The following is a 21549-nucleotide window of genomic DNA, read 5'->3' on the forward strand; positions in this document are numbered from 1 at the left end:
GTCACAGGCGCCAGTTCTGCTGCGCCGTCATCCACACGAGGATGTCGTTGGCCACGATGAGGCCCTTGCTGCGCGAGAGCACGGTGTAGGCCAGGCCGTCCATCGTGCGGCTCACCCCGCCGTTCTCGGTCAGCATCAGTGCCCCGGCGAGGTGGTCCCACGGCATGATGTTGGTGTAGTAGATGAAGTCGTACTCGCCGTGCAGTGCGGCCGGGTAGTCGAAGCAGCAGGCGAACTTGGTGTGCACGGTGGGGCTCAGCCGGCCGCCACCGTCGAAGCCCTGCAGCGCGTCCTTGGAGGTGGCGCCCTGGGGCAGCCGGTCCGGCCTGTCGGGGATGATGACCTCGTCGTTCATGCGGACCCCCGCGCCCCGCTCGGCGACGTAGGCACGTCCCGTCTGGGGCTGCCAGATCCATCCGCGCGTGGTGATCCCGGCGCGCGTCTCGGCGATGATGATGCCGTGCTCGTCCTTGCCTCGCACGAAGTTCGCGGTGCCGTCGATCGGGTCGATGATGAAGGCGTGGTCGGCGTTGTTGAGCTTCTCGCGGAGTTCCGGCTCGGCGAAGATCGCCTCCTCCCCCACCACCACGGCGTCCGGGTTGGCCGCCCTCAGCCGCTCGGTGAGCATCACCTCCGCCTCCTTGTCGGCGACGGTCACGAAGTCCGACGCGTGGCTCTTGGTCTCGACGTCGGTGTCGGCGAGCGCGCGGAAGCGGGGGTTGATCACCTCTTCGGCGGTCTCCTGCATCAGTTCGAGGACGGCGGCGGTATCCATGTTGCAACCCTAGCGTCGGGTGCCCGGTGAGGGCATTTCGGTTCAGCCCATGGTCCGCTGGCCGTCGATGGTCTCCCGGATGATGTCGGCGTGGCCGGCGTGCTGCGCCGTCTCCCCGATGAGGTGCAGCAACACCTCCCGGTTGGACCACTGGGCGCCGGTCTCGAACCAGGGAGCCTCGGGCAGGTCGTGCTTGCGGTCCAGGTCTAGGTCGGTCACGACGATCCGGGTGTGGGCCGCCTGCTCGTTCATGGAGCCCACCAGATCTGTCAGGGTCTCGCCGTCGGCGAGCCGCCACTGGGCCTGCTGCTCGGCCAGCCACGCGGGCATCTCCTGGCGGCCGTCGGCGATGGCGTCCCAGTCGATCGCGCCCCAGTCCTCGTCGGCCTTGGCGGCGGGGCCGTGGCGCATGAAGTCCACCCAGCCGGCCTCGTTCGCCGTGACGTGCTTGACCAGGCCCGCGAGGCAGAGCGTGGAGGCCGTGGGGGTGGCGGAGGCCTGCTCGTCGGTGAGGCCCTCCACCGTCCTCAGGAGGAAGTTGCGGCGCAGGTCCAGCATGTCGAGGAGTTCGGTCTTCTCCTGTCCGAGGTCGGTCATCTCGGGCTCCTTCCGGTCGGGGCCCCAACAATGCCACCCGGCGGGATCAGGGACCGACGTGGTCTTGGGTCACGAAGTCGATGAGCTTCTCCACCAGCGTGTTGAAGCGCGGCTCGAGGTCCCGCCAGGACTCCACCCGCGCGAGGATTGCCTGCCAGCCCTGCGCAATGTCCTTCTGGTCGGCGTGTGGGAGCCCGAGCACCTTGAGCGTGCCCTTCTTGAAGTCGACGTCGCGTGGGATGTCCGGCCACTTCTTGAGCCCGACGCGCGCGGGTCGGACGGCGTTCCAGACGTCGATGTACTCGTGGCCCTCCACCAGCACGACGTCGCGGAACCCGGCCTTGTGGACCTGAGCCACGATGCGGGACTCCTTGCTGCCGGGCACGAGGTGGTCGACGAGCACGCCCAGGCGACGGCCGGGCTCGGGGCGGAACTGGGCCACGACGTCGGGGAGGTCGTCGATCCCGCCGAGGAACTCGACGACCACGCCCACGTGGCGCAGGTCGTCGCCCCAGACCTTCTCGACGAGCTCGGCGTCGTGGCGGCCCTCCACGTAGATGCGGCTGGGCAGCGCGGTCCGAGCGGGTTCGGGCGCGGCGGAGGCACGGGAGCCGGACGCGGTGTACTTCTGCTTCTTGGGGACGTTTCGCAGCGGCGGGCGCAGCGCCACGGGTTGCCCCTCGAGCAGGAAGCCCGGCCCGAACGGGAAGCTGCGGCGCTTGCCCCTGCGGTCCTCCAGCACGACGATGCCGTTCTCCCAGCCGACGACCGCACCGACGAAGTCGTCGAACTCGACGACCATGTCCTTCTCGACACCCACGTCGCGGGTCTGCTTGAGGTGCGCCTTCTGCCAGCCGGGGCGCAGGACGTCTTGGGAGTAGCGGTTCACCCCAAGAAGGCTAGGCCCTCGGGAACGGTATTCGGCGGAACGCCACCCCGCCTCCCGTGATTGCCGCGACTTGGGAGCAGACTGGGGCCCATGAGCGTGCACGACCTCAGGAACCGCCGGATCAACTACGACTCCTCGACCCTCGACGACGGCCGTGCCGCCGACCCGTTCGAACTCTTCGCGGACTGGATGGACGAGGCCACGGACGCGCAGGACGCGGGGAAGCTGTTCGAGGCCGCAGCCATGACGCTGGCGACCGCGCACCCCACGGCCGACGGCACGTGGCAGCCGCGCAACCGGGTGGTCCTGCTTAAGGGCTGGGACACGGCAGGGTTCATGTTCTTCACCAACTACGACTCCGCCAAGGGTCGCGACCTCGACGAGAACGCCCGCGCCAGCCTGCACTTCCACTGGCCGGAGCTCCACCGTCAGGTGCGCATCGACGGGACGGTGCGTCGGACCTCGGCCTCGGTCTCCGAGGAGTACTTCGCGATGCGGCCGAGGGGCTCCCAGGTCGCGGCCTGGGCGTCGCGACAGAGTTCGCCGATCCGCTCCCGGGAGGAGCTGGAGGGCAGGGTCGCGGAGGCGGAGCGACGCTTCGAGGGCAAGGAGGTGCCGTGCCCGCCGAACTGGGGCGGCCTGGTCGTCGTCCCGCAGGAGATCGAGTTCTGGCAGGGGCGGACCTCCCGCCTCCATGACCGGATCGTGTTCACGACGGTCGACAGGGGCTGGGAGGTCACCCGGCTGTGCCCGTGAGTGCCGAGCGACCTCAGACGAGCGACACCTTTCCGTTCCAGGACACCACTGTGCGCCACACCAGCACGGCGGCCGCCACCAGGAACCCGGGCAGGAACCCGATGGGCACCGTGGCCGGATCAGCGCCGTCGAGCACCATCGCGAGGTAGTTCTCGGAGACCAGCGCGAGGGCGCCGCCCTCGACACCGAGCCCGATTGGGATCAGCATGAATCCGATCAGCACGATCTGGAGCACCACGTACAGGACGAACCAGACCAGTACGGGGCCACCGAGGCCGAGGGAGCCGAAGCGCTTCTCGCTGCCCACGGACGCGGCGAAGTAGTACTGGAGCAGGTTGAAAGTCGCCAGCAGTAGCAGTGCCGGCGGTGCGGCCATCCAGCCCCACCACGGCATCACGGCCGCCATGTCAGTCCACCACTGGCCGACCATGGAGAACAGGTCCAGCGGTGCGTGGCCCAGTGAGCCGGCGTTGCCCATGAACGTGATCGCGCCGAGCAGCAGGGCGAGGGCCACCGAGGCGACCACCACCAGCGTCCCCCACGCCAGCTTGGCCCAGTAGATGGTGGAGCCCTTCACGGGCAGCGTCTGCGTGAAGTAGCCGATCCGGCGGTACCCGGTCTGCCAGTAGTCGAAGGCGAGTGCCAGCTGCGTCGCGGGCACGACCCCGACCGCACCCAGCACCGAGACGACGAGGCCGAACTGGGCGACCACCGGCCACTGGGTGGCGGCCAGCAGCGCCCCCATGACTGCCAGCAGGGTGGCGGCCCCGAACACCGTGGCGAGCATGCCCCTGGTGCGGATGGCCTCGTGCTTGATCAATTTGCCGACCATGAGTAGACCTCCTTGAAGAGTTGGTCGATGGACTTGTTGTGCCGGGCGCGCAGGTCGTCGACCTGGCCGGTGAGCAGGACCTTGCCGTGGCGCATCATCACCACGCCGTCGAGCACCGGCTCCAGGTCGTGGACCAAGTGGGTGGAGATGAGCAGCAGGGAGTCCTCCCGGAGGTTACGGAGGATCCCCTGGACGATGACGTCCCGGGCTGCGGGGTCGACGCCGGAGATCGGCTCGTCGAGCAGGTAGACGCGCGCCTTGCGTGACATGGCGAGTGCGATCTGGACCTTCTCTCGCATCCCCTTCGACATCTGCCCCAGCCTCATCGACCGCTCGAGACCGAAGAACCCGATGAGGTCCTCGGCGCGGGCGCGGTCGAAGTCGGCGAAGAAGTCGCCGTACAGGTCGAGGCAGTAGGCAACCCTCGCGCCGTCGGGGAGGAAGCTCACGTCGGGCAGGAAACTGACCCGGGCCTTGGACTCCGGGCCGAGCGGGGCCCCGGCGATCTCGACGCTGCCCTCGTGGTCCTGCAGGAGACCGGCCAGGACCTTCAGCAGCGTGGTCTTGCCGCAGCCGTTCTCGCCGAGCAGCCCAACCACCTGCCCGTACGGCAGGCTCAGGTCCAAAGCGTCGAGCGCGCTCAGGGATCCGTAGGTCTTGGTCAGCCCCCGGACCTCGATGGCGTTGCCGGTCATGGCGTCATCGCTCCCCTCCGGTACTGGGCGGGTGATTGTCGAAGTCATTGCTCCACCTCTGTTCAAGTAGTGCGCGGGCGTCGTCGAGGCTCATCCCGAACCCCCGCCCGCGTTGTACGAAGTCGTCGGCCGCCGCCGTCGCGAGCCGCCGTCGCAGGCCGGAGACCAGTTGCTGGTCGTCCGAGACGAAGCGACCCGCGGTCCGCTCGGAGCGCACGAGGCCGTCCCGCTCGAGCTCGGCGAACGCGCGCTGCACCGTGTTGGGGTTGACCCCCAGGTCCGCGGCGAGTTCACGGACGCCCGCGACCCGCTCCCCCGCCGGCCACACCCCGACGGCGATCCGACGCGAGAACTCGGCGACCAGCTGGAGCCAGATCGGTTGGGTGCTGTCGAAGTCCACGGGGCACCTCCTCGCGTGTTGTGTTGCTGTACTAGGTACTTAATACAGTAGCACGCGGCGTTGATCTGTTCAACGGTCCTGCGACCCGGGCGGGCGCGAAGCACCCTTGCGCCATCGAGCCAGGACGGCGATGATCGACCCGATCGCCAGTAGCAGGAAGCTGGCCGACAGGGCGAGCCACTTGCCGGCGGTGAAGATCGGCGCCAGTTCCGCGAGCACTGGCGTCCGGGCCGGATAGCGCGCCATCACCGTCGCGGTGCAGACGTTCTCGGCGTAGTCCAGAGCCACCGCCACGACCGGCAGCAGGCCCACCGCTCGCCACCGGCTCCCAGCAGCCGTCCCTCGCGCCCAGGCCCAGGCGAGCGTCGTCAGCAGGAAGAACCCGTACACGATCGGCCAGACGACATCGAACGTCACGCGCGCCTGGACATAGGCGGATCGACCATCTCGCCCCCAAGCCTCGGCGGCTGCGTAAAGATCGTCCGGGGAGTACCAAAGGGACGTGTCCGGGGCGGCGTGGCGGACCGTGTAGAAAGCCCCCAACTCAGCCTGTGCCGGCAGCACCAGGTGCCGTAGGCGAATCCCTTCCGGTGTGGCTCATCCATGACGTACACGACACGCACTGGTGCCCTCCAGGCTCAGGCTGCCCCGGCCCAGCAGAAGGACGGCTACGGCCCCGGGGACCGCGTGCTTGCTGGAGGTGCGAACACGAATTCCCGCTATGCGATGCATGTCCCAAGACATCAGGATGCGAACGGCCTGTTCGAACCGATCGGCTCCGGTCCCGAGGATGCGAACGCGGCGAAGGTGATCGTAGTTGCCGGGCAGGGTTTCGCTCTGGGTGGCGCCGACTTCGCCGTATGTGAAATCGGCATCGCCCAGCCTCTTGGTCTCCTTGCTGGACAGGGCTTCGTCGGTCACGGACAGCATCGTTACACAACAGCAAGGGCATCCGTTACTGACACGGTTGACTGGCTCACCGCGCGGCAATTGAGGGCGGTCGTGCTCGGGCGCCAGGCAGCCGAAAGGCTACCCTCGCACACCGCGGCATGTGCGCGCATCCCTGCGGGCGGCTCTGTTCAGAGCTCGGAGCGGGCATGCGTTTCGAGGGAGGTGGCATTCGTCTGCAGGTGCCGACGCCAAGGGACCACGACCGCAGCACTGATCCCCATGGCGATCGGCGCCATCAGCGCAATCCAACCGGGGCTCCCAAAGACCCAAGAGCCGAGCAATGGCAACGCAGCCGATGCGACGAGGAAGCCAACGGCCAACCTTGAGGGCAAACCCCGTCGGACACTCCCACCCAGCCGCAGGACTCCCGTCATTCCTGCCAAGAGCGCCAGCGGTGCATCAAAATGGCCGCAGCCGGGCAGAATCGGGTCGAACCAAGAATGCCTCGACACCGGTGGATCCACTCCCAGAGCAGGGTCAACACCCCAGTGCATCTCCATCGTCGGGAGCAGCATCACGCCGACACCCACCACCGCCACCACTAGGGCGACTATGCCTGGCCAGCGCTTCATTGTTCGATCCTGCCACTACGGCACACCAGCCGGGGCGGCCCTTCACTTTCCTAGGCGGAAGCCCGCTCTGGATGCAGCAAGTCCGGACGTCCAAATAAAACAACCCCGCCCGAATTGAGGACTATCCAGACCCAGGCGCCGGATGACGACGGTGCTGGCTTATCGTTCGCTTATGAAGCAGGGGAAACTGATCCGCATCCTCGAGTGTGTCACCGTAGCACTGGTCCTCGCTGGCTGCACCGGAGGCGCTGCCGTCCTTGCAGTTCCAGATGGCACCAATGCGGTATGCGCAGGGGTTCTTCCCGGGAAGGCTGAGCCGTACTGGTTCGGTATCCCGGTTTCGAATCCGGGGCAAAGCCCGATCACGCTGAAGGACGTCCGCCTTGGGGAGCATGATCACATCATGATGAGCGATGCCTTCGCCGTGCCTGCGGTGCAACTCGATGACGGAACCATGCTGGGAGTGGGCGTGATGCGCGCTCCGGCGGAGGAGAGTCCCGAGTTGTGGTCCGGTCGGCAATCGGTGGCCGGGTACGTCATCGCGCCAGGGGCCGATGTTCATCTGGCGCTCGGTCTGTCTCGTGACGGGGCCGAGACCGGACGGGTCCACAGCCAGACCATCACATATCGGGTCGACGGTGAACTCTACGATCGCAACGCGACCTCCGGGCTGAAAATGGCCCTCACAAGCGACTGCCAGACCCTCGAAGAAGACAAGTAACACTTCCTCACTCTGCGCGGCAATTGAGGGCGGTCGCGCTCGGGTGCCAGGCAAGCCGGAAGGCTACCCTCGCACACCGCGGCAAATCCGGATGCTCGAAGCTCGCTTGGAAGCATGTTGCGCCGGCGCGGGCATTCGGAACGTCTGCGGCAGCTTCGGTGGTGCGGTCGCGCATTTGGGCATGACGCGCGTGGAGTGCCAAGGTCCAAGTCAACGGCCGCTCCGGTCTCCGTATCATGGGTGGACACTTGGCCTGCAAGCCCTAGAGAGCCCGACGCGCCAGGCGAAATCAATCGAGTTCCGCCCGCAGGTCCCGCAGCCAATCGGGGGCCGGGTTGTGGGTGGACCGTTCGGTAGGCCAAGTGTCCAGTGCGTCACCTCGCCACCGAGGCACGACGTGGAAGTGCAGGTGGGGCACGGACTGGTCTGATCCCGGGCCGCTGGCGTTCAGCACATTCACGCCCAGTGCGCCCATCGTCGTTGCCATGCTTCGGGAGACACGCCGCACCAGGGACATCGTCGCGTGCAGGTCCGCCAAGGAGGCGTCCTGAACTCCGACCGCGTGGGCGTTGCTGATCACAAGGGTGTGCCCAGGAGCTAGTCGAGTCTCGGGCAATGGGAGCAGCGCTGCTGCCCGGTCTTCTCGGACAAGCCACTCTGCTGGTCCCTCCCCAGCTAGGAGACCGCAGAACACGCACGACCCAGCAAACATGCGCGAGAGCCTATCCCACCGCTGCGGCACCAATCCCGGTTTGGTGAACTGCTGGTGGCGTAGTCGACCCCCGGGTGATCGCGACAAAGCTGCGCAACGCTTCGCGGCTTGAGCGCGCGTTCGCGTGACGGCGATGTGGAACGAACTCTCTCAAAAAGTGTACGGCGTCCATTTCTGGCCATCCCAGATGTTTCCGTTTGTCAGATCGCCACCGATGAAGAGGAAGGGGGCGCCTTGGTCATTGACCTCTACGTACTCACGTGTGCCATCGATGAGTACTGGCAGGCGGGCGTGCCAGGAATACTGGTAGGGGTTCGCAGATTGAACACGAAGCAGGAACTGCTCCACCCCATTGCGTCCCAGCGAGAAGGACAGCGGGTCGTGCCGAACCGAGCCAGACTGATCCTCCAGGTTCACAACTGGATTCCGGTGGCCGAAACTGTCTAGGTCCACGGTGTAGGCCCGAGGGGTAATGTCTGCCCCTCCGACTGGTCGCACAACCTTGACGCATGAGTGGTGCGGTTCGGAGGTGACCGTTACAACTGGCGTCTCGACCACCACGGCGACGGGCGCCGTTCCCACCAGGGTGAGACGAACGACACTCTCCCAAAGGTCATAACCTCCGTGGCTGGACGCCCACCGACGCCACTCCCGCGGACTCGCCAGGCGGCGGCTCATCAGGCAAGCCAGTGGGGAAACAGAACTGAAATGGAACCCAGTCCGGCGTGCCAGCCCAGATCACTGCAGGATCGGTCTCGACGTGGACTGCTAGACCACGGTCCCGCGCAGTCTTGCGTCCAACGCGACCGACCAAGCGGTTCAGAGGCTCGACGAGCGTCGCAGCAAGGCCGGCCAGCAGTCCCACCGCGAAACTCGCAACCTCAGCCCACATGGCATCACTCTAAGGCGTATTGATGAACGCCACGGCGGTCACCCAGAAGCAGTCTGGATCCGCCCGCTCGTGGCCGATTGCTAGTGAGTGCCGCCCACGCTGCGGCATGTGCGCGCGTTTAATAGAGTGCATGTCCGCTCAGGGTTCGGAGCGGAGATGTTGTTGGAGAACGGTGGCTTCAGCCTCGGCCAAGCCACGGGAGATAATCGCCGCCGCGGCACTGGCTGCCATCGCAGTTGGCGCCAACAGCGCAATCCACCCGAGACTCCCGAAGGCCCAGAACCCGAGTAGAGGCACGACCGTCCCCGCGATCAAGAATCCAACCGCGAGCCACGAGGGCGGGCCCCTGCGCACACTCAAGACGAGCAGGAAGAACCCCGCTATCCCTGCCAACAGCGCAAGCGGCGCATCGAAACGAGCTACGCCGAAAAGAAGTGGGTCGAACCACGAGTGCCTCGTTACCGTCGGCTCGAGTCCGAGTGCGGGGTCAACGCCCCACCGCAGTTCCATCGTCGGGAGAAGCATCACCACGACGCCCCCTGCCGCGACGATTAGGGAGGCCATGCCCAGCCAGCGCTTCATCGTAGGATCATCTCAGAACGCCGCACCCACCGGGACGGACCCCGCACTGCATAGAAGGGGTATGCGGCAGTTCCGGACGTCCGTAGATCGGCACGGCTGCGGCAGATCCGCGCTTTTCCAGATTATCCGGCGGGGCTGGATCGACATCGCCCCCTGGAGAGACTCTCGGATCCCCGGCTGCAAACACCATGGAGTGCTCGCCGGACGCAGCAACCACCGATCCTGCTAGTTCGAAGCGCGCACCGGCCTGCGTAAGCGCAGGCCGTGACGGCCATGGAGCACGATAGCCGCAGTCATCAAAGCCGGGACGATTGCGAAGTAAACCCCATAGACCACAAGGTAGAAAACGAGTGCTCCCCACCACCCTCGATCATCCCACAGCATGCTGATCGGAAGTAGAGTCATCGCCGCAGCCGTCACGCCCACGGCCAAGACGGTCGCCCATCCAGACGGCGGACGCCAAGCCAGCAACGTGACCCCGGCTACAGCTGCCAGAGCAGTGCAAGCCAGCGAAAGGCTGGACCACGCCAACGGCGTCTCGTTAGGGCCTCCGAGGAGTAAGTGGGAGAGGGTAGGGACCGTCAGCATGATTCCCGCTGCGGCCAAGAAGGCTACAGCAATTCGGGCGGGGAAGGGGGAAGGCTTCTTCATGCCTACAGCATGGACCATCCCGTCACCGAACAAGTAGAGCCCCGGGAGTCCGTCCCCGCCAGCCGCACCGCGCCTCGTTCCAAGCGCCGGACTGGTTGAGCGTGCCTTCTTCACCCTTGGGAACGCGGCATGAGCGAGCGTGCTTCTGTGCCCAGCTAGTCATGGCAGTAGGTCCCAGTACTGCTTGCGGGCAGGCATGGCGTGGATGACCATCTCTTCCCCGCTCTCGAAAACCAGGACAACCGTCTCCAGCAACCGAGCCGCGGTATCGAACCCGAGCCGCAGTTCCCGGTGCGGCCACTCATCCTCGTCAAGGGGCTCAATCCACAACGACCAGTACGCGGCCTGCACCGCATCCTCCTGAGCGATGCCGTGCTTGAGTGCGCTCGGGTGAACCTTCACGCGGCGTAGCCGGCCAAGGCGCGACGGATCGCCTCCGAGCGCGACACGTGATCCCGCTCAGCTGCCGCGTCCAGCTCGGCGAGCTCCTCGGGCGTCAGGCGCACCGCGATCACCTGCGACGGCTCAGCGCCGCGACCCGGACGGCCGCGTCCTCGCCGCAACAGCTTCTCCGGGTCGTAGCCAGCTTCTGCTTCGTCGGCCCACTTCTGGATCTGCTCGTCACTGACCATGCACAAATCGTATAACGAAAAGGGAGCGCGGGGAAGAGTCCCCTGGAACTTTGCGCAACTCGGCAGTTCCCGACGTCCGCTCGTCGGCAGTTGAGGACGTTCCCGGAGTCAGGCCAGATGAATCTCGTACGTGTCGAGGAGCTTCCGGAGCCTCTCCATCCCGTCACCATATGTCCAGCGTTCCGCGTTCAATCCCGCGGACCGAGCTCCCGAAACGTTCGCAGGCTGATCGTCGATGAACAGCAGCTGCTCGGGGGCAAGCCCAAGATCCGACGCGATGTGTTCGAAGAACACCGCCGACGGCTTTGCCGAGCGGATGTCGCAAGAGTAGTACGCGCCGTCGAGGATCTCCTCGTAAGGCGCACGGTTTCGCATGCACGTCGCGCGGTAGGAATCCTGGTTTGTCGCGAGATAGCAGGAGACCCCGGTGGCTCGCACTCTAGCGACGATCTCCAACGCGGGCTGCAGGACGTCGAAGGTCCACCAGACGGAGAGAACATCATCAATGCGATCGCCCAAACCCATGGCGTCAGCGACGGCCCGAATGCCATCTTCATCGATCGCTGCTCCGGTGAGCGCGCCAGGGAACTGAGACACGACCGAGGCCGCGAGGTCCCAGGTGCCAGCAGGCGTGCCCTGTAGCACGCCGTCAGCGTCCCAGAGGACGGCACGGACGGATTGCATAGGGATGTGGGCCTCCGACTCTTGACGTGGGCGAGTGATTCGATCATAGAAGCGATGGATGTCAGGTCGCCGCTTTCCTCTGGATGATCCTCGCAGGCTCCGCTACGCCCCAACATCGGCAGACCCGGTCAGTCCAGCAGGTCGCGGACCACGCCGTCGGCCAACAGCCGCCCCCGCAGGGTGAGGACCAGGCGGTCCCCTTCCACGACGGCGAGGCCTGCGCCAACCACGTCGCCGACCTTGGCACGCTCGGACGGCGTGAGGACGTCCAACGCGAGGCCGTCGGAGAGGCGCAGCTCCAGCAGCACGCGCTCCACCCGTTGGTCCTCGGGCGCGAGGAACTCACCCGCCTGCGCTGGCGAGCGTCCGGCGTCGAGTTCGGCCACCCAGGACCGGGGGTGCTTGCGGTTCCAGAACCGGACACCGCCCACGTGGCTGTGAGCGCCTGGCCCGATTCCCCACCAGTTGGCCCCCCGCCAGTAGGCGAGGTTGTGCCGGCAGCGGCCTGAGTCCCGGCTCGCCCAGTTGCTGACCTCGTAGTTCGTGAACCCCTGGCCGGTGAGGTACTCCTCTGCCACGAGGTACTTGTCTGCGAGCACGTCGTCGTCGGGCATCGGGATCTCTCCCCTGCGGACCTGGAGCGCCAGTCGGGTGCCCTCCTCGACGATGAGCGAGTACGCGGAGACGTGGTCGACGGGGGTGGCCGCGACCGCCTCGAGCGAGCGGCGCCAGTCGTCGAGGGACTCCCCCGGCGTGCCGTAGATCAGGTCCAGGCTGACGTGCTCGAACCCAGCCTCGCTGGCCCAGCGGGCGGCGTCGAGGCCGCGACCGGCGGTGTGGACGCGCTCCAACACCTGCAGGACGTGCGGCACAACGGACTGCATCCCGAGCGAGATCCGCGTGAAGCCACCCTCGAGCAGCTCCTCGAAATAGGCGGGAGTCACCGTGTCCGGGTTGGCCTCGGTGGTGACCTCGGCCCCGGGCAGGAGTCCGAACTCGTCGCCGATGGCATCTAGGAGGCGCACCAGTTCGCGGGCGGGCAGCATCGTGGGGGTGCCGCCGCCGAAGAAGACCGTGCCGACTGGGGGCGCGGCATCGCCGAGGACGCGTCGCGCGAGGCGGATCTCGGCCAGCGCGCCCGTCAGGAAGCTGGAGGTGGACATCCCCGGCAACTCGGAGGCGGTGTAGGTGTTGAAGTCGCAGTAGCCGCACCGTGTCCGGCAGAAGGGGACGTGGAGGTACAGCGACAGCGGCCGCGCCGACACGTCCGCGAGGGCGGAGGCAGGCAGGGAGCCGTCGGCGGGCAACTCGACGCCGTCTGGGAGCTGGGAGGGCACCCCACGAGCCTACGTTCCGCGTCCTCCCTTGGCGAACGCGCGTGGCGGTGACCCAGGAGGTGAGCGGCCCAGTGGGATGCTTGGACCCATGAAGCTCAATCGACGAACCCTGCTCACCCTGGGCGGCGGCCTCGCCGCCACCGCGACCCTGGCCGCCTGCGGCAGCAACAACCCGCTCGCCTCCGAGGAGCCCACCACTTCAACAACCGGGGAGGACACGGCCGCTGCGGGCATCACCCTGCAGCAGTGGTACCACGAGTATGGCGAGGCCGGCGTCAAGGAGGCGGTCGAGGGCTACGCGGCTGATTACCCCGACGCCACCGTCGAGGTCAAGTGGACCCCCGGCGACTACGGCAGCATCCTGGCCGCGCAACTGCTGACCGACGACGTCCCGGACGTGTTCGAGGTGGAGCAGGGCGGCTCGCTGGACATGATCCGCAGCGGCCAGCTCGCCGACCTGACCGACATCATCGAGCCGGTCCGTGACCAGTTCAACGCCTCGGTGATGGAGCGCTTCACCTTCGAGGGCAAGGTCCACGGCATCCCGCAGACCATCGACATGCAACTCCTCTACTACCGGCCCTCGCTGCTGGAGGCCGCAGGCGTCGAGCCGCCGCAAACCTTCGACGAGCTCGTCGCCGCGATCGAGGCGGTGAGGACCGACGACATCGGCGGCCTGTTCGCCGGCAACGACGGCGGCGTCGGCGTGCTCGGCACCCTGTTCATCTGGGCCTCCGGCAACGACCAGCTCAACGCCGAGCGCACCGAGGCGGCCTTCCTGAACGAGGACTTCTACAACGCCCTGGTGGCCTACCGCGAGCTCTCCGCCTCCGGCGGCGTCGTGCAGGCGGCCTCGGCCGAGTGGTACGACGGCGCCGCCTTCATCAACGGCGAGGCCGCGTTCCAGTGGGGCGGCCTGTGGTCTCTCCCGCAGATCATCGAGGCCCACGGCGACGACGTCGGCGTCCTCCCGTTCCCAGCCATCGGACCCGGCGGACGTCCTGCGGTGCCTTTCGGGGCGTTCGGCGCCTGCGTCGCGGCCGACGGCCCCAACGTCGAGGCCGCGAAGGCTTTCGTGAAGTGGCTGTGGATCGACCAGGAGGACAAGCAAGTCGACTTCTCCAACTCCTACGGCACCCACATCCCGGCCAAGGACGCACTCGTGGCGAAGGCGGACAAGCTGTCGGGCGGTCCGGGCGCAGAGGCTGCCCGCTTCGTCGCCGAGAGCGGCTTCGCCAACGACATCATGTGGTCGGGGACCCTCGGCGACGCGTTCGGCGCCGCGGTGAGCAACGTCATCAAGCAGGACGCTGACCCCGCCACCGAGTTCGCCGACTTCGCGGACCTGGCGGCCACCGAACTGGAGAAGCTCCAGGGCTGATGTCGACGCCGCACGCCACGGTCCCGGCCCGCCCCCAGCAGGGGCGGGCCGGGCTCTGGCGTCGCCTGAAGGGCAGGCAGGGCCGCAACCTGTGGTTCGCAGCGTTCGTGGCGCCGTTCTTCGTCGGCCTCGCGGTGTTCGTCTACCTGCCGATCGCCTGGAGCGGTTACCTCTCGTTCTTCGAGGCCCGCAACACGGTCAGTCCCACCCGCTTCGTCGGCTGGGACAACTACGCGCGACTGCTCAACGACGACCTGTTCATCGACTCGCTGCTGGTCTTCGTGGTGTTCGCTGCCTTCATCGTGCCCGTGACCTACGTGTGTTCCTTGGGGCTGGCGCTGCTGCTGAACAACCTGAAGCACGGCCAGGCGTTCTTTCGCTCGGTCTTCTTCATCCCGACGGCGGTCTCCTACGTGGTGGCCGCGATCGTGTGGCGCTTCGTGTTCTTCAACGGTGCCCGCTTCGGCTTCCTGAACTCGATCATCCGCTCGCTGGGCGGCGACCCCGTCAACTGGCTGGGCGGCACCAACGACCTCTACTGGGTGGCGCTGGTCACCGTGCGGCTGTGGCTGCAGGTGGGGTTCTACATGATCCTGTTCATCGCGGGGCTGCAGCTGATCCCGCACGAGACCTACGAGGCGGCCGCCCTCGACGGCGCCTCCGGCTGGCGCCTGCTGCGCTGGATCACGCTGCCACAGCTGCGAGCCACCAGCGTCGCAGTAATCATGCTGCTGCTGATCAACGCGTTCCAGGCCTTCGACGAGTTCTACAACATGCTGGGATCCATCGGCTCCTACCCGCCGTACGGCCGACCACCGCTGGTTCACCTCTACATCACGGCGCTCGGCGGCGGCCAGCAGGACCTCGGCGTCGGCGGCGCGGGCACCATGATCCTGACCAGCATCATCGTGCTGTTCGGCCTCGCCCAGAGCTGGGTCCTGAACCGGGGACGCGACAAATGACGACCCGACGCTCAACGACTGTGTTGCGCTACGTCGCACTCGTGGTACTGGCAGCACTCTTCTGCCTGCCCTTCTACGTGATCGTGCGCAACGCGTTCTCCACCAACGCCAACATCACCTCCGCGCAGTGGAACTGGCTGCCCGACCAGTTGGACCTCACGAACCTGGACTCGCTGCTGGCCAACGACTCCATCGGGATCCTGCGGGCAATGTTCAACTCGGCGGTGATGGCCGTGCTGCAGACTGGCGGCACCGTCGTCGTCTCCCTGCTCGCCGGGTACGCCCTGGCCCGTCACACGCACCGGCTCTCCCGGTTCCTGCTGGGGTTGACGCTGTTCACCCTGATGGTTCCCGCCGCCACGACGTTCGTCCCGATGTTCATCATCACCGCCCAGTTCGGGTGGATCGACACCTTCCGCGGCCTGGTGGTCCCGGGGATGTTCTCAGCGTTCGCCACCTACCTGTTCCGGCAGTCGTTCCTGGACTTCCCCACCGAACTCGAGGACGCGTCGCTGATCGACGGCTGCAACCCTTGGAGCAGCTTCTGGCGGATCGTGGTGCCGAACTCCAGGGGCATCATCGCCGCCGTCGGCACCATCGTCCTGATCGGCTCGTGGAACGCGTTCCTGTGGCCCAGCCTGGTCGGCCGCGACGCGACGCGCACCCTGCAGGTTGCGCTCAGCCAGTTCATGACCAGCCAGGGCGTGCGCTACCCGGAACTGTTCATGGGCTCGCTGGTCGCGATCGTGCCCATGGTGTTCGTGTTCCTTTTCCTGCAGCGCTACCTGGTGCGTGGGCTGACAACTTCCGGCCTGCGCTGAGGCGGGGCATCCACCGCCGCTGCGTCCCGACGCTACTCGTCGCCCAGGACGTCGGCGAGCCCCCATGCCGACGCCGCGGCCCAGGCCGGGGGCCGGCAGCTGGCCGGGTACGGCAGGGGCGGCCAACCCTCGTCGGCCGACAGCCAGCCGAACCCGGTGGCCGTGGTGTTCATCATCTTCCAGAAGCGGATCATGAACGCCTCGTCCGGTGCCGTGAACGAGTGAGGGCTCACACCGTCGAGCGGTCACCCTGCACGTAGTGGAAGAGCTGGTTGGTCTCCTCCTCAAGCTCGTCCAACCGGTTCTTCACGACGTCGCCGATGGACACGATGGCCAGGAGGTGGCCGTCCTCGTCCAGCACCGGCATGTGCCGGACGCGGTGCTCGGTCATCCGCACCGCGAGGCTCCGGAGCTCGTCGTCGATGGCGCACGCCTGCACCTCCGGTGTCATGATCGAGCTGACCGGTTTCTCCAGCACACCGGTGCCGCGTTCGTGCAGGGCGATGACGACGTCGCGTTCGCTGACGATCCCCGCCACCGTCGAGCCGTCGTCGAGACTGACGACGCAGGCACCGATCTTGTTGTCGTAGAGAGACTTGAGGAGATCCGCCACGGACGCATCCGGGGCGATGGTCACCACCTTGCTCCCCTTGCGCTTGATTACCTCTGAGATCCTCATGCCCAAGCCTAACCCCGCTGCCCATGCCACGGGCGGAACGGGACCGTTCCGCAGGGGCGGGACCTCAGGCGCCGCGGAGCCAGCGGCGCATCACGAGGATGCGCTGGTCCACCTGCTCCTGCGACGCCTCCGGCACCTTCGGGCCGCCGGTCTCGCGGCGCAGGTTGGCGTGGACGTGGCTGTGAGGCACGCCGTTGGCCCGGGCGAACTGGGCCACCAGGGAGTTGAGCTCCTTGCGCTTGCTCGCCAGCGCCCGGTGGAGGGCCACGGCCGGTTCGGCACGCTCCTTGCGGTCCTGCCGCTCGCGACGGCGCAGCTGGCGACTCTGGCGCTCCGCGAGCAGCGAGTGCACCTGGTCCGGCTCCAGCAGCCCCGGCAGGCCGAGGTAGTCCTGCTCGTCCTCGCTCAGCGGTTCGGCGTGCATCCCGAAGGCCTGAGAGTCGAACAGGACGTGGTCGAAGGTGGCCTGGGACTCGAGCGCCTCGAACTGCCCGAGGAGGTCGTCGGCGGCGGAGTCGTTGGAGTTCGCGTCGGCCATCAGCGCCTCGGACTCGCTCCAGAGGTCGTCGGCGTTGCGGGGGCGGCCCAGGACGTGGTCGCGCTGCCGCTCCAGGTTGGCGGCGTGGCTCAGGAGGATGGGCACCGTCGGCAGGAACACGGTGGCCACCTCGCCGCGGCGGCGGGAGCGGACGAACCGGCCCACGGCCTGGGCGAAGAACAGGGGCGTGGAGGTGGCGGTGGCGTAGACCCCCACCGCGAGCCTTGGGACGTCAACGCCCTCGGAGACCATCCGCACGGCCACCATCCAGCGGTCCTCCGACTCGGAGAACTCCTCGATGCGGGAGCTGGCCTTCTGGTCGTCCGACAGCACGACGGTGGGTTTCTGGCCCGTGAGCGAGTGCAGGAGGCGGGCGTAGGCACGCGCCTGGGTCTGGTCCGTGGCGATCACGAGACCACCGGCGTCGGGGACGTGGCGCCTGGCCTCGGTGAGCCGGGTGTCTGCGGCGCCGAGGACCGCCTGGATCCACTCCCCCGTGGGCGCCAGGGCGGTGCGCCAGGCGTGGGAGGTGAGGTCCTTGGTCAGCGGCGTGCCGAGGTCGACTGCGAGCTCCTCCCCGGACTTGGTGCGCCAGCGCATGGGGCCGCCGTAGTTCATGAACAACACGGGCCGCACCACGTGGTCGGCCAGGGCCTCGGCGTAGCCGTAGGTGTAGTCGGGACGGGAGGTCTTCACCCCGCCCGCGCCCTCCTCGTAGGTGACGAACGGGATGGGGTGCTCGTCGGAGCGGAACGGGGTTCCCGTCAGTGACAGGCGCCTGGCCGCAGGCGCGAAGGAGTCGGCGACGGCGTCGCCCCAGGAGCGGGAGTCCCCGGCGTGGTGGATCTCGTCGAAGATGACCAGCACGTCCGTGCCGTGGCAGATGGCCTCGTAGGCGTAGGCGCGCATGGCCACCCCGGCGTAGGTCACCACCGAGCCGTCGTACTCCTTGGAGCGGCCGCGGCGGGTGCCGCCGGTGCCGGGGTCGAGCTGGATGCCAACGCGGGCCGCGGCGTCGGCCCACTGCACCTTGAGGTGCTCGGTGGGGGTCACGACGATGATGCGCTTGACCGTGCGCCTGCTGAGCAGGTGGTGCGCCACGCGCAGCGCGAAGGTCGTCTTGCCGGCGCCGGGGGTTGCGACGCAGAGGAAGTCCCGGGGCTCGGTTTCGCAGTAGAGGTCGAAGGCCTCCTGCTGCCAGGCGCGCAGGCTCGAGGCGGTTCCCCAGGGTGCCCGCCTGGGATAGGCGGGGGGCAGGGACTCGAACGGTGAAGCGCGCATACGGCTTGGGATCATACCGGGGTTCACCGGCCCTTCCGAACCCACGACATCCGGCGCGCCGACCCCGATCGCGGGGCCGGCGCACCGTCGGTTGTCAGTACGCCGCCAGGATGTCGACGACGAAGACCAGCGTCGCGTCCGGCGGGATGGTGTCGCCACTGCCGGTGGCTCCGTAGCCCATCTCCGAGGGGACGACGAGCAGGAGGCGGCTGCCCACCTGCTGCCCGAGGACGCCCTGGTCCCAGCCCTGGATGACGCCGCCGGTGCCGGCCTGGAACGTGAACACGTCGTTGGGGGCCTCGCGCTCCCACGAGGAGTCGAACGGGGTGCCGTCGGTGAGCCAGCCGCTGTACTTCACCAGTACCGTCTGGCCCGCCTCGACGGTGGCACCCTCGCCCTGTACGAGCGGCTGGACGACGAGTTCCGTCGGGTCGGTGAAGGACTCAGGAACCGTGATCGCGGGCTTGCCGTCGACGATCTCGACGACGGGGAGCGACTCGTCGGTGACGGGCACGTCCGCGCCGGTCGCGGAGTCGGCCACAGCCTGCGAGCCGGTGATGGTCATGGCGTAGAGGAAGCCGTTGACGGCCTGCCCGGTGGAGCTCTCCTCAGCCGTCAGGCCGGGCTGCGCCCACAGCAGCTTGGCGCCGGTGCTGACGCCGTCCATGGTGGCCGCGAGCGACTCGCCGAAGTTGGCGACCGACAGCACATAGGTCTCCGGAGCGTCCTCCTCGGCGGTGAGACCCCAGGTTGAGTAGAGCTTCTCTCCGGTGACCGTGTCGCAGACCAGGTAGTTGAAGGTGACCAGGTGGCCGTCCGCGAGGTCCTCGCCGTCACCGTCGGAAGCCACCCGCACGGCCTCCTGACCGATGGACATCGGCGCGTCGAAGGTCACCGTCGGGGCAGCGTCGTCGCTGATGGTGACCGCCTCGAGGGCGGCGAGCGAGGCTTCGGCGTCGGCGGTGGTGTCGGCCTCGCCCTCGCCCATCGTCGCGTCGCAGGTGCCGCCGCTCTCGGGTACGGGGGCCTCCGTGGTGGCGGTGTCCGCGGCGGGCGTGGTGGCCGGGGCCGTCGCCTCGGACGCGGCATCGGTCTGGGTGGCGTCGGGGCTGGAGCAGCCGGCGACCAGGAGTCCGGCGACGGCGCAGAGCGCAGCGAGGTTGCGGGCAGGCAGTTTCATGGGGTGGTCCTCAGGTCGGTGTTGCATTCCGGGAGCTCCCGGAGCAGTCTCCCCGGCGACGATACCCGCCGAACCTGTGACGCGCCTTTGGGTCCGCTGCCGGTGGTCCGCTACTTCTTGGTCGGCTCCGAGGTGGACAGCGCGGCGACGAAGGCCTCCTGGGGGACCTCGACGCGGCCAACCATCTTCATCCGCTTCTTGCCCTCCTTCTGCTTCTCCAGCAGCTTGCGCTTTCGGGAGATGTCTCCGCCGTAGCACTTGGCGAGGACGTCCTTGCGGATGGCGCGAATGGTCTCGCGGGCGATGACCCGGGCGCCGATGGCGGCCTGGATGGGCACCTCGAACTGCTGGCGCGGGATCAGTTCCTTCAGCTTGGCGGCCATCGACAGACCGTAGCTGTAGGCGTTCTCACGGTGGACGATCGCGGAGAAGGCGTCGACCGGGTCACCGTGCAGGAGGATGTCCACCTTCACGAGGTCCGCCGACTGCTCGCCGTCGGGCTCGTAGTCCAGCGACGCGTAGCCCTTGGTGCGGGACTTCAGCGCGTCGAAGAAGTCGAAGACGATCTCGGCCAACGGGAGCTGGTAGCGGATCTCGACGCGGTCCTCGCTGAGGTAGTCCAGGCCCAACTGGATGCCGCGCCGGGTCTGGCACAGCTCGAGGATGGTGCCGATGTAGTCGGCCGGCGCCAGGATCGTGCTGCGCACGACCGGCTCGTAGACCTCGGCGATCTTGCCCTCCGGGTACTCCGACGGGTTGGTCACCGTGTGCTCCGTGCCGTCCTCCATCACCACTCGGTAGACGACGTTGGGGGCGGTGGAGATCAGGTCCAGGTTGAACTCGCGCTCCAGCCGCTCCCGGACGATCTCCATGTGGAGCAGGCCGAGGAAGCCGATGCGGAAGCCGAAGCCGAGCGCGCCGGAGGTCTCGGGCTCGTAGGTGAGGGCGGCGTCGTTGAGCTGCAGCTTCTCGAGCGCCTCGCGCAGGTTGCCGAAGTCGTCGCCGTCCATCGGGTACAGGCCGGCGTAGACCATCGGATTGGGGTGCTGGTAGCCACCGAGGTCCTGCTGCGCGGGGCGGGACTGGGTGGTGACCGTGTCACCCACGCGCGACTGGCGCACGTCCTTCACGCCGGTGATCAGGTAGCCCACCTCGCCGACGCCGATGGCGTCGGACTTGATCGGGTCGGGCGAGATCACGCCCACCTCGAGCAGTTCGTGGGTGCCCTTGGTGGACATCATCTGGATGCGTTCGCGGTGGTTCAGCTCGCCATCGACGACGCGGACGTAGGTGACCACTCCGCGGTAGGTGTCGTAGACGGAGTCGAAGATCAGCGCGCGTGCCGGGGCGTCGGCGTCGCCGACGGGGGCGGGAATCTGCTCGACGATCTCGTTCAGGAGCTCGGGGACGCCGACGCCGGTCTTCGCGGAGACGCGCAGTACGTCGTCGGGGTCGCAGCCGATGATTCCGGCGAGCTCCTCGGCGAACTTCTCCGGCTGAGCGCCGGGCAGGTCGATCTTGTTCAGGACCGGGATGATGTGCAGGTCGGCCTCGAGCGCGAGGTACAGGTTGGCCAGCGTCTGGGCCTCGATGCCCTGGGCGGCGTCCACCAGCAGCAGCGCACCCTCGCACGCCTGCAGGGACCGGGACACCTCGTAGGTGAAGTCAACGTGGCCGGGGGTGTCGATCATGTTCAGGACGTGGATCGTGCCGTCGACCGTCCACGGCATCCGCACCGCCTGCGACTTGATGGTGATGCCGCGCTCGCGCTCGATGTCCATGCGGTCCAGGTACTGCGCCCGCATGCTCCGGTTGTCGACGACTCCCGTCAACTGCAGCATCCGGTCCGCAAGGGTCGACTTCCCGTGGTCGATGTGGGCGATGATGCAGAAGTTGCGGATGATCTCCGGCTCGGTCCGGCCGGGGCTCGGTGCGCGCATTCACATTCCTCGTGGGTCTCAGGGAACACACATTCTCGCACGGAACCCCGGACCGGCGAAACGGCAGCGGGACCGGGCCGACCCGACAC

The 21549-nt window shown here is 67.5% G+C and carries 26 protein-coding genes; 5 read left to right on the forward strand and 21 right to left on the reverse strand.

All coding sequences use genetic code 11. The annotated features are described in order from the left end of the window. Window position 1 precedes the first annotated feature (1 nt). From FOJ82_RS01065 to FOJ82_RS01075, 3 genes are read right to left on the reverse strand one after another with little or no spacing between them, the layout of a single operon-like run. Window positions 2-775, reverse strand: coding sequence for an inositol monophosphatase family protein (locus FOJ82_RS01065; RefSeq protein WP_143936612.1), 774 nt, complete (start codon window positions 773-775; stop codon window positions 2-4). 42 nt (window positions 776-817) lie between these two features. Continuing rightward, on the reverse strand, window positions 818-1372 hold the full coding sequence (locus FOJ82_RS01070; protein WP_143936613.1) for a DinB family protein: 555 nt from the start codon (window positions 1370-1372) through the stop codon (window positions 818-820). A 46-nt stretch (window positions 1373-1418) separates the two neighbouring features. After that, complete coding sequence (locus FOJ82_RS01075) at window positions 1419-2261, reverse strand: DUF3097 family protein (protein ID WP_143936614.1); 843 nt, start codon at window positions 2259-2261, stop codon at window positions 1419-1421. 90 nt (window positions 2262-2351) lie between these two features. Between FOJ82_RS01075 and pdxH the strand changes: the two genes are divergently transcribed. Next, window positions 2352-3017 (forward strand): pyridoxamine 5'-phosphate oxidase, encoded by a 666-nt coding sequence (gene pdxH, locus FOJ82_RS01080; RefSeq protein WP_143936615.1) that lies wholly within the window; start codon window positions 2352-2354, stop codon window positions 3015-3017. Window positions 3018-3030: 13 nt separating this feature from the next. On the opposite strand, the gene FOJ82_RS01085 is transcribed toward pdxH, so the two are convergent. The 6 genes from FOJ82_RS01085 to FOJ82_RS01115 form a co-directional block, all read right to left on the reverse strand. Then, window positions 3031-3849, reverse strand: coding sequence for a hypothetical protein (locus tag FOJ82_RS01085; protein WP_143936616.1), 819 nt, complete (start codon window positions 3847-3849; stop codon window positions 3031-3033). Next, entirely contained in the window at window positions 3834-4592 is a 759-nt protein-coding gene (locus FOJ82_RS01090) for an ABC transporter ATP-binding protein (RefSeq protein WP_246099674.1), read from the reverse strand. The genes FOJ82_RS01085 and FOJ82_RS01090 overlap by 16 nt, the downstream gene beginning before the upstream one ends. Then, on the reverse strand, window positions 4549-4944 hold the full coding sequence (locus FOJ82_RS01095; RefSeq protein ID WP_143936617.1) for a GntR family transcriptional regulator: 396 nt from the start codon (window positions 4942-4944) through the stop codon (window positions 4549-4551). Before FOJ82_RS01095 ends, FOJ82_RS01090 begins: the two co-directional genes overlap by 44 nt. 69 nt (window positions 4945-5013) lie before the next feature. Further along, entirely contained in the window at window positions 5014-5361 is a 348-nt protein-coding gene (locus FOJ82_RS01100) for a hypothetical protein (protein WP_143936618.1), read from the reverse strand. A 180-nt stretch (window positions 5362-5541) separates the two neighbouring features. Continuing rightward, complete coding sequence (locus FOJ82_RS01110; protein WP_185975566.1) at window positions 5542-5865, reverse strand: DUF1990 family protein; 324 nt, start codon at window positions 5863-5865, stop codon at window positions 5542-5544. A gap of 158 nt (window positions 5866-6023) precedes the next feature. Beyond that, window positions 6024-6467, reverse strand: coding sequence for a hypothetical protein (locus tag FOJ82_RS01115; protein ID WP_143936621.1), 444 nt, complete (start codon window positions 6465-6467; stop codon window positions 6024-6026). Window positions 6468-6609: 142 nt separating this feature from the next. Here FOJ82_RS01115 and FOJ82_RS01120 point away from each other — a divergent pair, with 142 nt between their 5' ends. Continuing rightward, the gene (locus FOJ82_RS01120) at window positions 6610-7188 is read left to right on the forward strand and encodes a hypothetical protein (RefSeq protein ID WP_143936622.1); all 579 of its coding nucleotides are present in this window, start codon (window positions 6610-6612) and stop codon (window positions 7186-7188) included. Between the two features lie 289 nt (window positions 7189-7477). Here the strand turns inward: FOJ82_RS01120 and FOJ82_RS01125 are convergent, their stop codons facing one another. From FOJ82_RS01125 to hemW, 7 genes are all read right to left on the reverse strand, one after another. Further along, window positions 7478-7900, reverse strand: coding sequence for an HIT domain-containing protein (locus FOJ82_RS01125; protein ID WP_143936623.1), 423 nt, complete (start codon window positions 7898-7900; stop codon window positions 7478-7480). A 150-nt stretch (window positions 7901-8050) separates the two neighbouring features. Then, entirely contained in the window at window positions 8051-8317 is a 267-nt protein-coding gene (locus tag FOJ82_RS01130; protein WP_143936624.1) for a hypothetical protein, read from the reverse strand. A 613-nt stretch (window positions 8318-8930) separates the two neighbouring features. Next, on the reverse strand, window positions 8931-9374 hold the full coding sequence (locus FOJ82_RS01135) for a hypothetical protein (RefSeq protein WP_073185908.1): 444 nt from the start codon (window positions 9372-9374) through the stop codon (window positions 8931-8933). A gap of 810 nt (window positions 9375-10184) precedes the next feature. Beyond that, complete coding sequence (locus FOJ82_RS01140; RefSeq protein WP_073186922.1) at window positions 10185-10427, reverse strand: toxin; 243 nt, start codon at window positions 10425-10427, stop codon at window positions 10185-10187. After that, window positions 10424-10657: a ribbon-helix-helix domain-containing protein gene (locus FOJ82_RS01145; RefSeq protein ID WP_073186923.1), complete on the reverse strand. Its 234-nt coding sequence runs from the start codon at window positions 10655-10657 to the stop codon at window positions 10424-10426. The genes FOJ82_RS01140 and FOJ82_RS01145 overlap by 4 nt, the downstream gene beginning before the upstream one ends. A 108-nt stretch (window positions 10658-10765) precedes the next feature. Continuing rightward, window positions 10766-11302, reverse strand: a complete 537-nt coding sequence (locus tag FOJ82_RS01150; protein ID WP_185975568.1) for an HAD-IA family hydrolase — start codon at window positions 11300-11302, stop codon at window positions 10766-10768. Window positions 11303-11469: 167 nt separating this feature from the next. Further along, the gene (hemW, locus tag FOJ82_RS01155) at window positions 11470-12678 is read right to left on the reverse strand and encodes a radical SAM family heme chaperone HemW (RefSeq protein WP_143936626.1); all 1209 of its coding nucleotides are present in this window, start codon (window positions 12676-12678) and stop codon (window positions 11470-11472) included. Between the two features lie 88 nt (window positions 12679-12766). Here hemW and FOJ82_RS01160 point away from each other — a divergent pair, with 88 nt between their 5' ends. The 3 genes from FOJ82_RS01160 to FOJ82_RS01170 are packed head-to-tail and all read left to right on the forward strand — an operon-like array spanning window position 12767 to window position 15842. Continuing rightward, window positions 12767-14059 carry an ABC transporter substrate-binding protein gene (locus tag FOJ82_RS01160; protein WP_143936627.1) on the forward strand — a complete coding sequence of 431 codons (1293 nt, stop codon included), beginning with the start codon at window positions 12767-12769 and terminating at the stop codon, window positions 14057-14059. Continuing rightward, window positions 14059-15021 (forward strand): carbohydrate ABC transporter permease, encoded by a 963-nt coding sequence (locus FOJ82_RS01165; protein WP_143936628.1) that lies wholly within the window; start codon window positions 14059-14061, stop codon window positions 15019-15021. Before FOJ82_RS01160 ends, FOJ82_RS01165 begins: the two co-directional genes overlap by 1 nt. Continuing rightward, complete coding sequence (locus FOJ82_RS01170; RefSeq protein ID WP_143936629.1) at window positions 15018-15842, forward strand: carbohydrate ABC transporter permease; 825 nt, start codon at window positions 15018-15020, stop codon at window positions 15840-15842. The genes FOJ82_RS01165 and FOJ82_RS01170 overlap by 4 nt, the downstream gene beginning before the upstream one ends. A 32-nt stretch (window positions 15843-15874) precedes the next feature. Here FOJ82_RS01170 and FOJ82_RS01175 read toward each other — a convergent pair whose 3' ends face one another. From FOJ82_RS01175 to lepA, 5 genes are all read right to left on the reverse strand, one after another. Then, window positions 15875-16075, reverse strand: coding sequence for a hypothetical protein (locus tag FOJ82_RS01175; protein ID WP_143936630.1), 201 nt, complete (start codon window positions 16073-16075; stop codon window positions 15875-15877). After that, window positions 16072-16521 (reverse strand): CBS domain-containing protein, encoded by a 450-nt coding sequence (locus FOJ82_RS01180; RefSeq protein ID WP_143936631.1) that lies wholly within the window; start codon window positions 16519-16521, stop codon window positions 16072-16074. Before FOJ82_RS01180 ends, FOJ82_RS01175 begins: the two co-directional genes overlap by 4 nt. Before the next feature lie 64 nt (window positions 16522-16585). After that, entirely contained in the window at window positions 16586-18340 is a 1755-nt protein-coding gene (locus FOJ82_RS01185; RefSeq protein WP_143936632.1) for a DEAD/DEAH box helicase, read from the reverse strand. 94 nt (window positions 18341-18434) lie between these two features. Next, window positions 18435-19520: an FKBP-type peptidyl-prolyl cis-trans isomerase gene (locus FOJ82_RS01190; protein ID WP_143936633.1), complete on the reverse strand. Its 1086-nt coding sequence runs from the start codon at window positions 19518-19520 to the stop codon at window positions 18435-18437. Between the two features lie 110 nt (window positions 19521-19630). Next, a complete protein-coding gene (gene lepA / locus FOJ82_RS01195) occupies window positions 19631-21460 on the reverse strand; it encodes a translation elongation factor 4 (RefSeq protein WP_143936634.1) in 1830 nt (609 codons plus the stop codon). Window positions 21461-21549: the final 89 nt, after the last annotated feature.

Source organism: Tessaracoccus rhinocerotis, assembly GCF_007197885.1.
Lineage (GTDB): Bacteria > Actinomycetota > Actinomycetes > Propionibacteriales > Propionibacteriaceae > Arachnia > Arachnia rhinocerotis.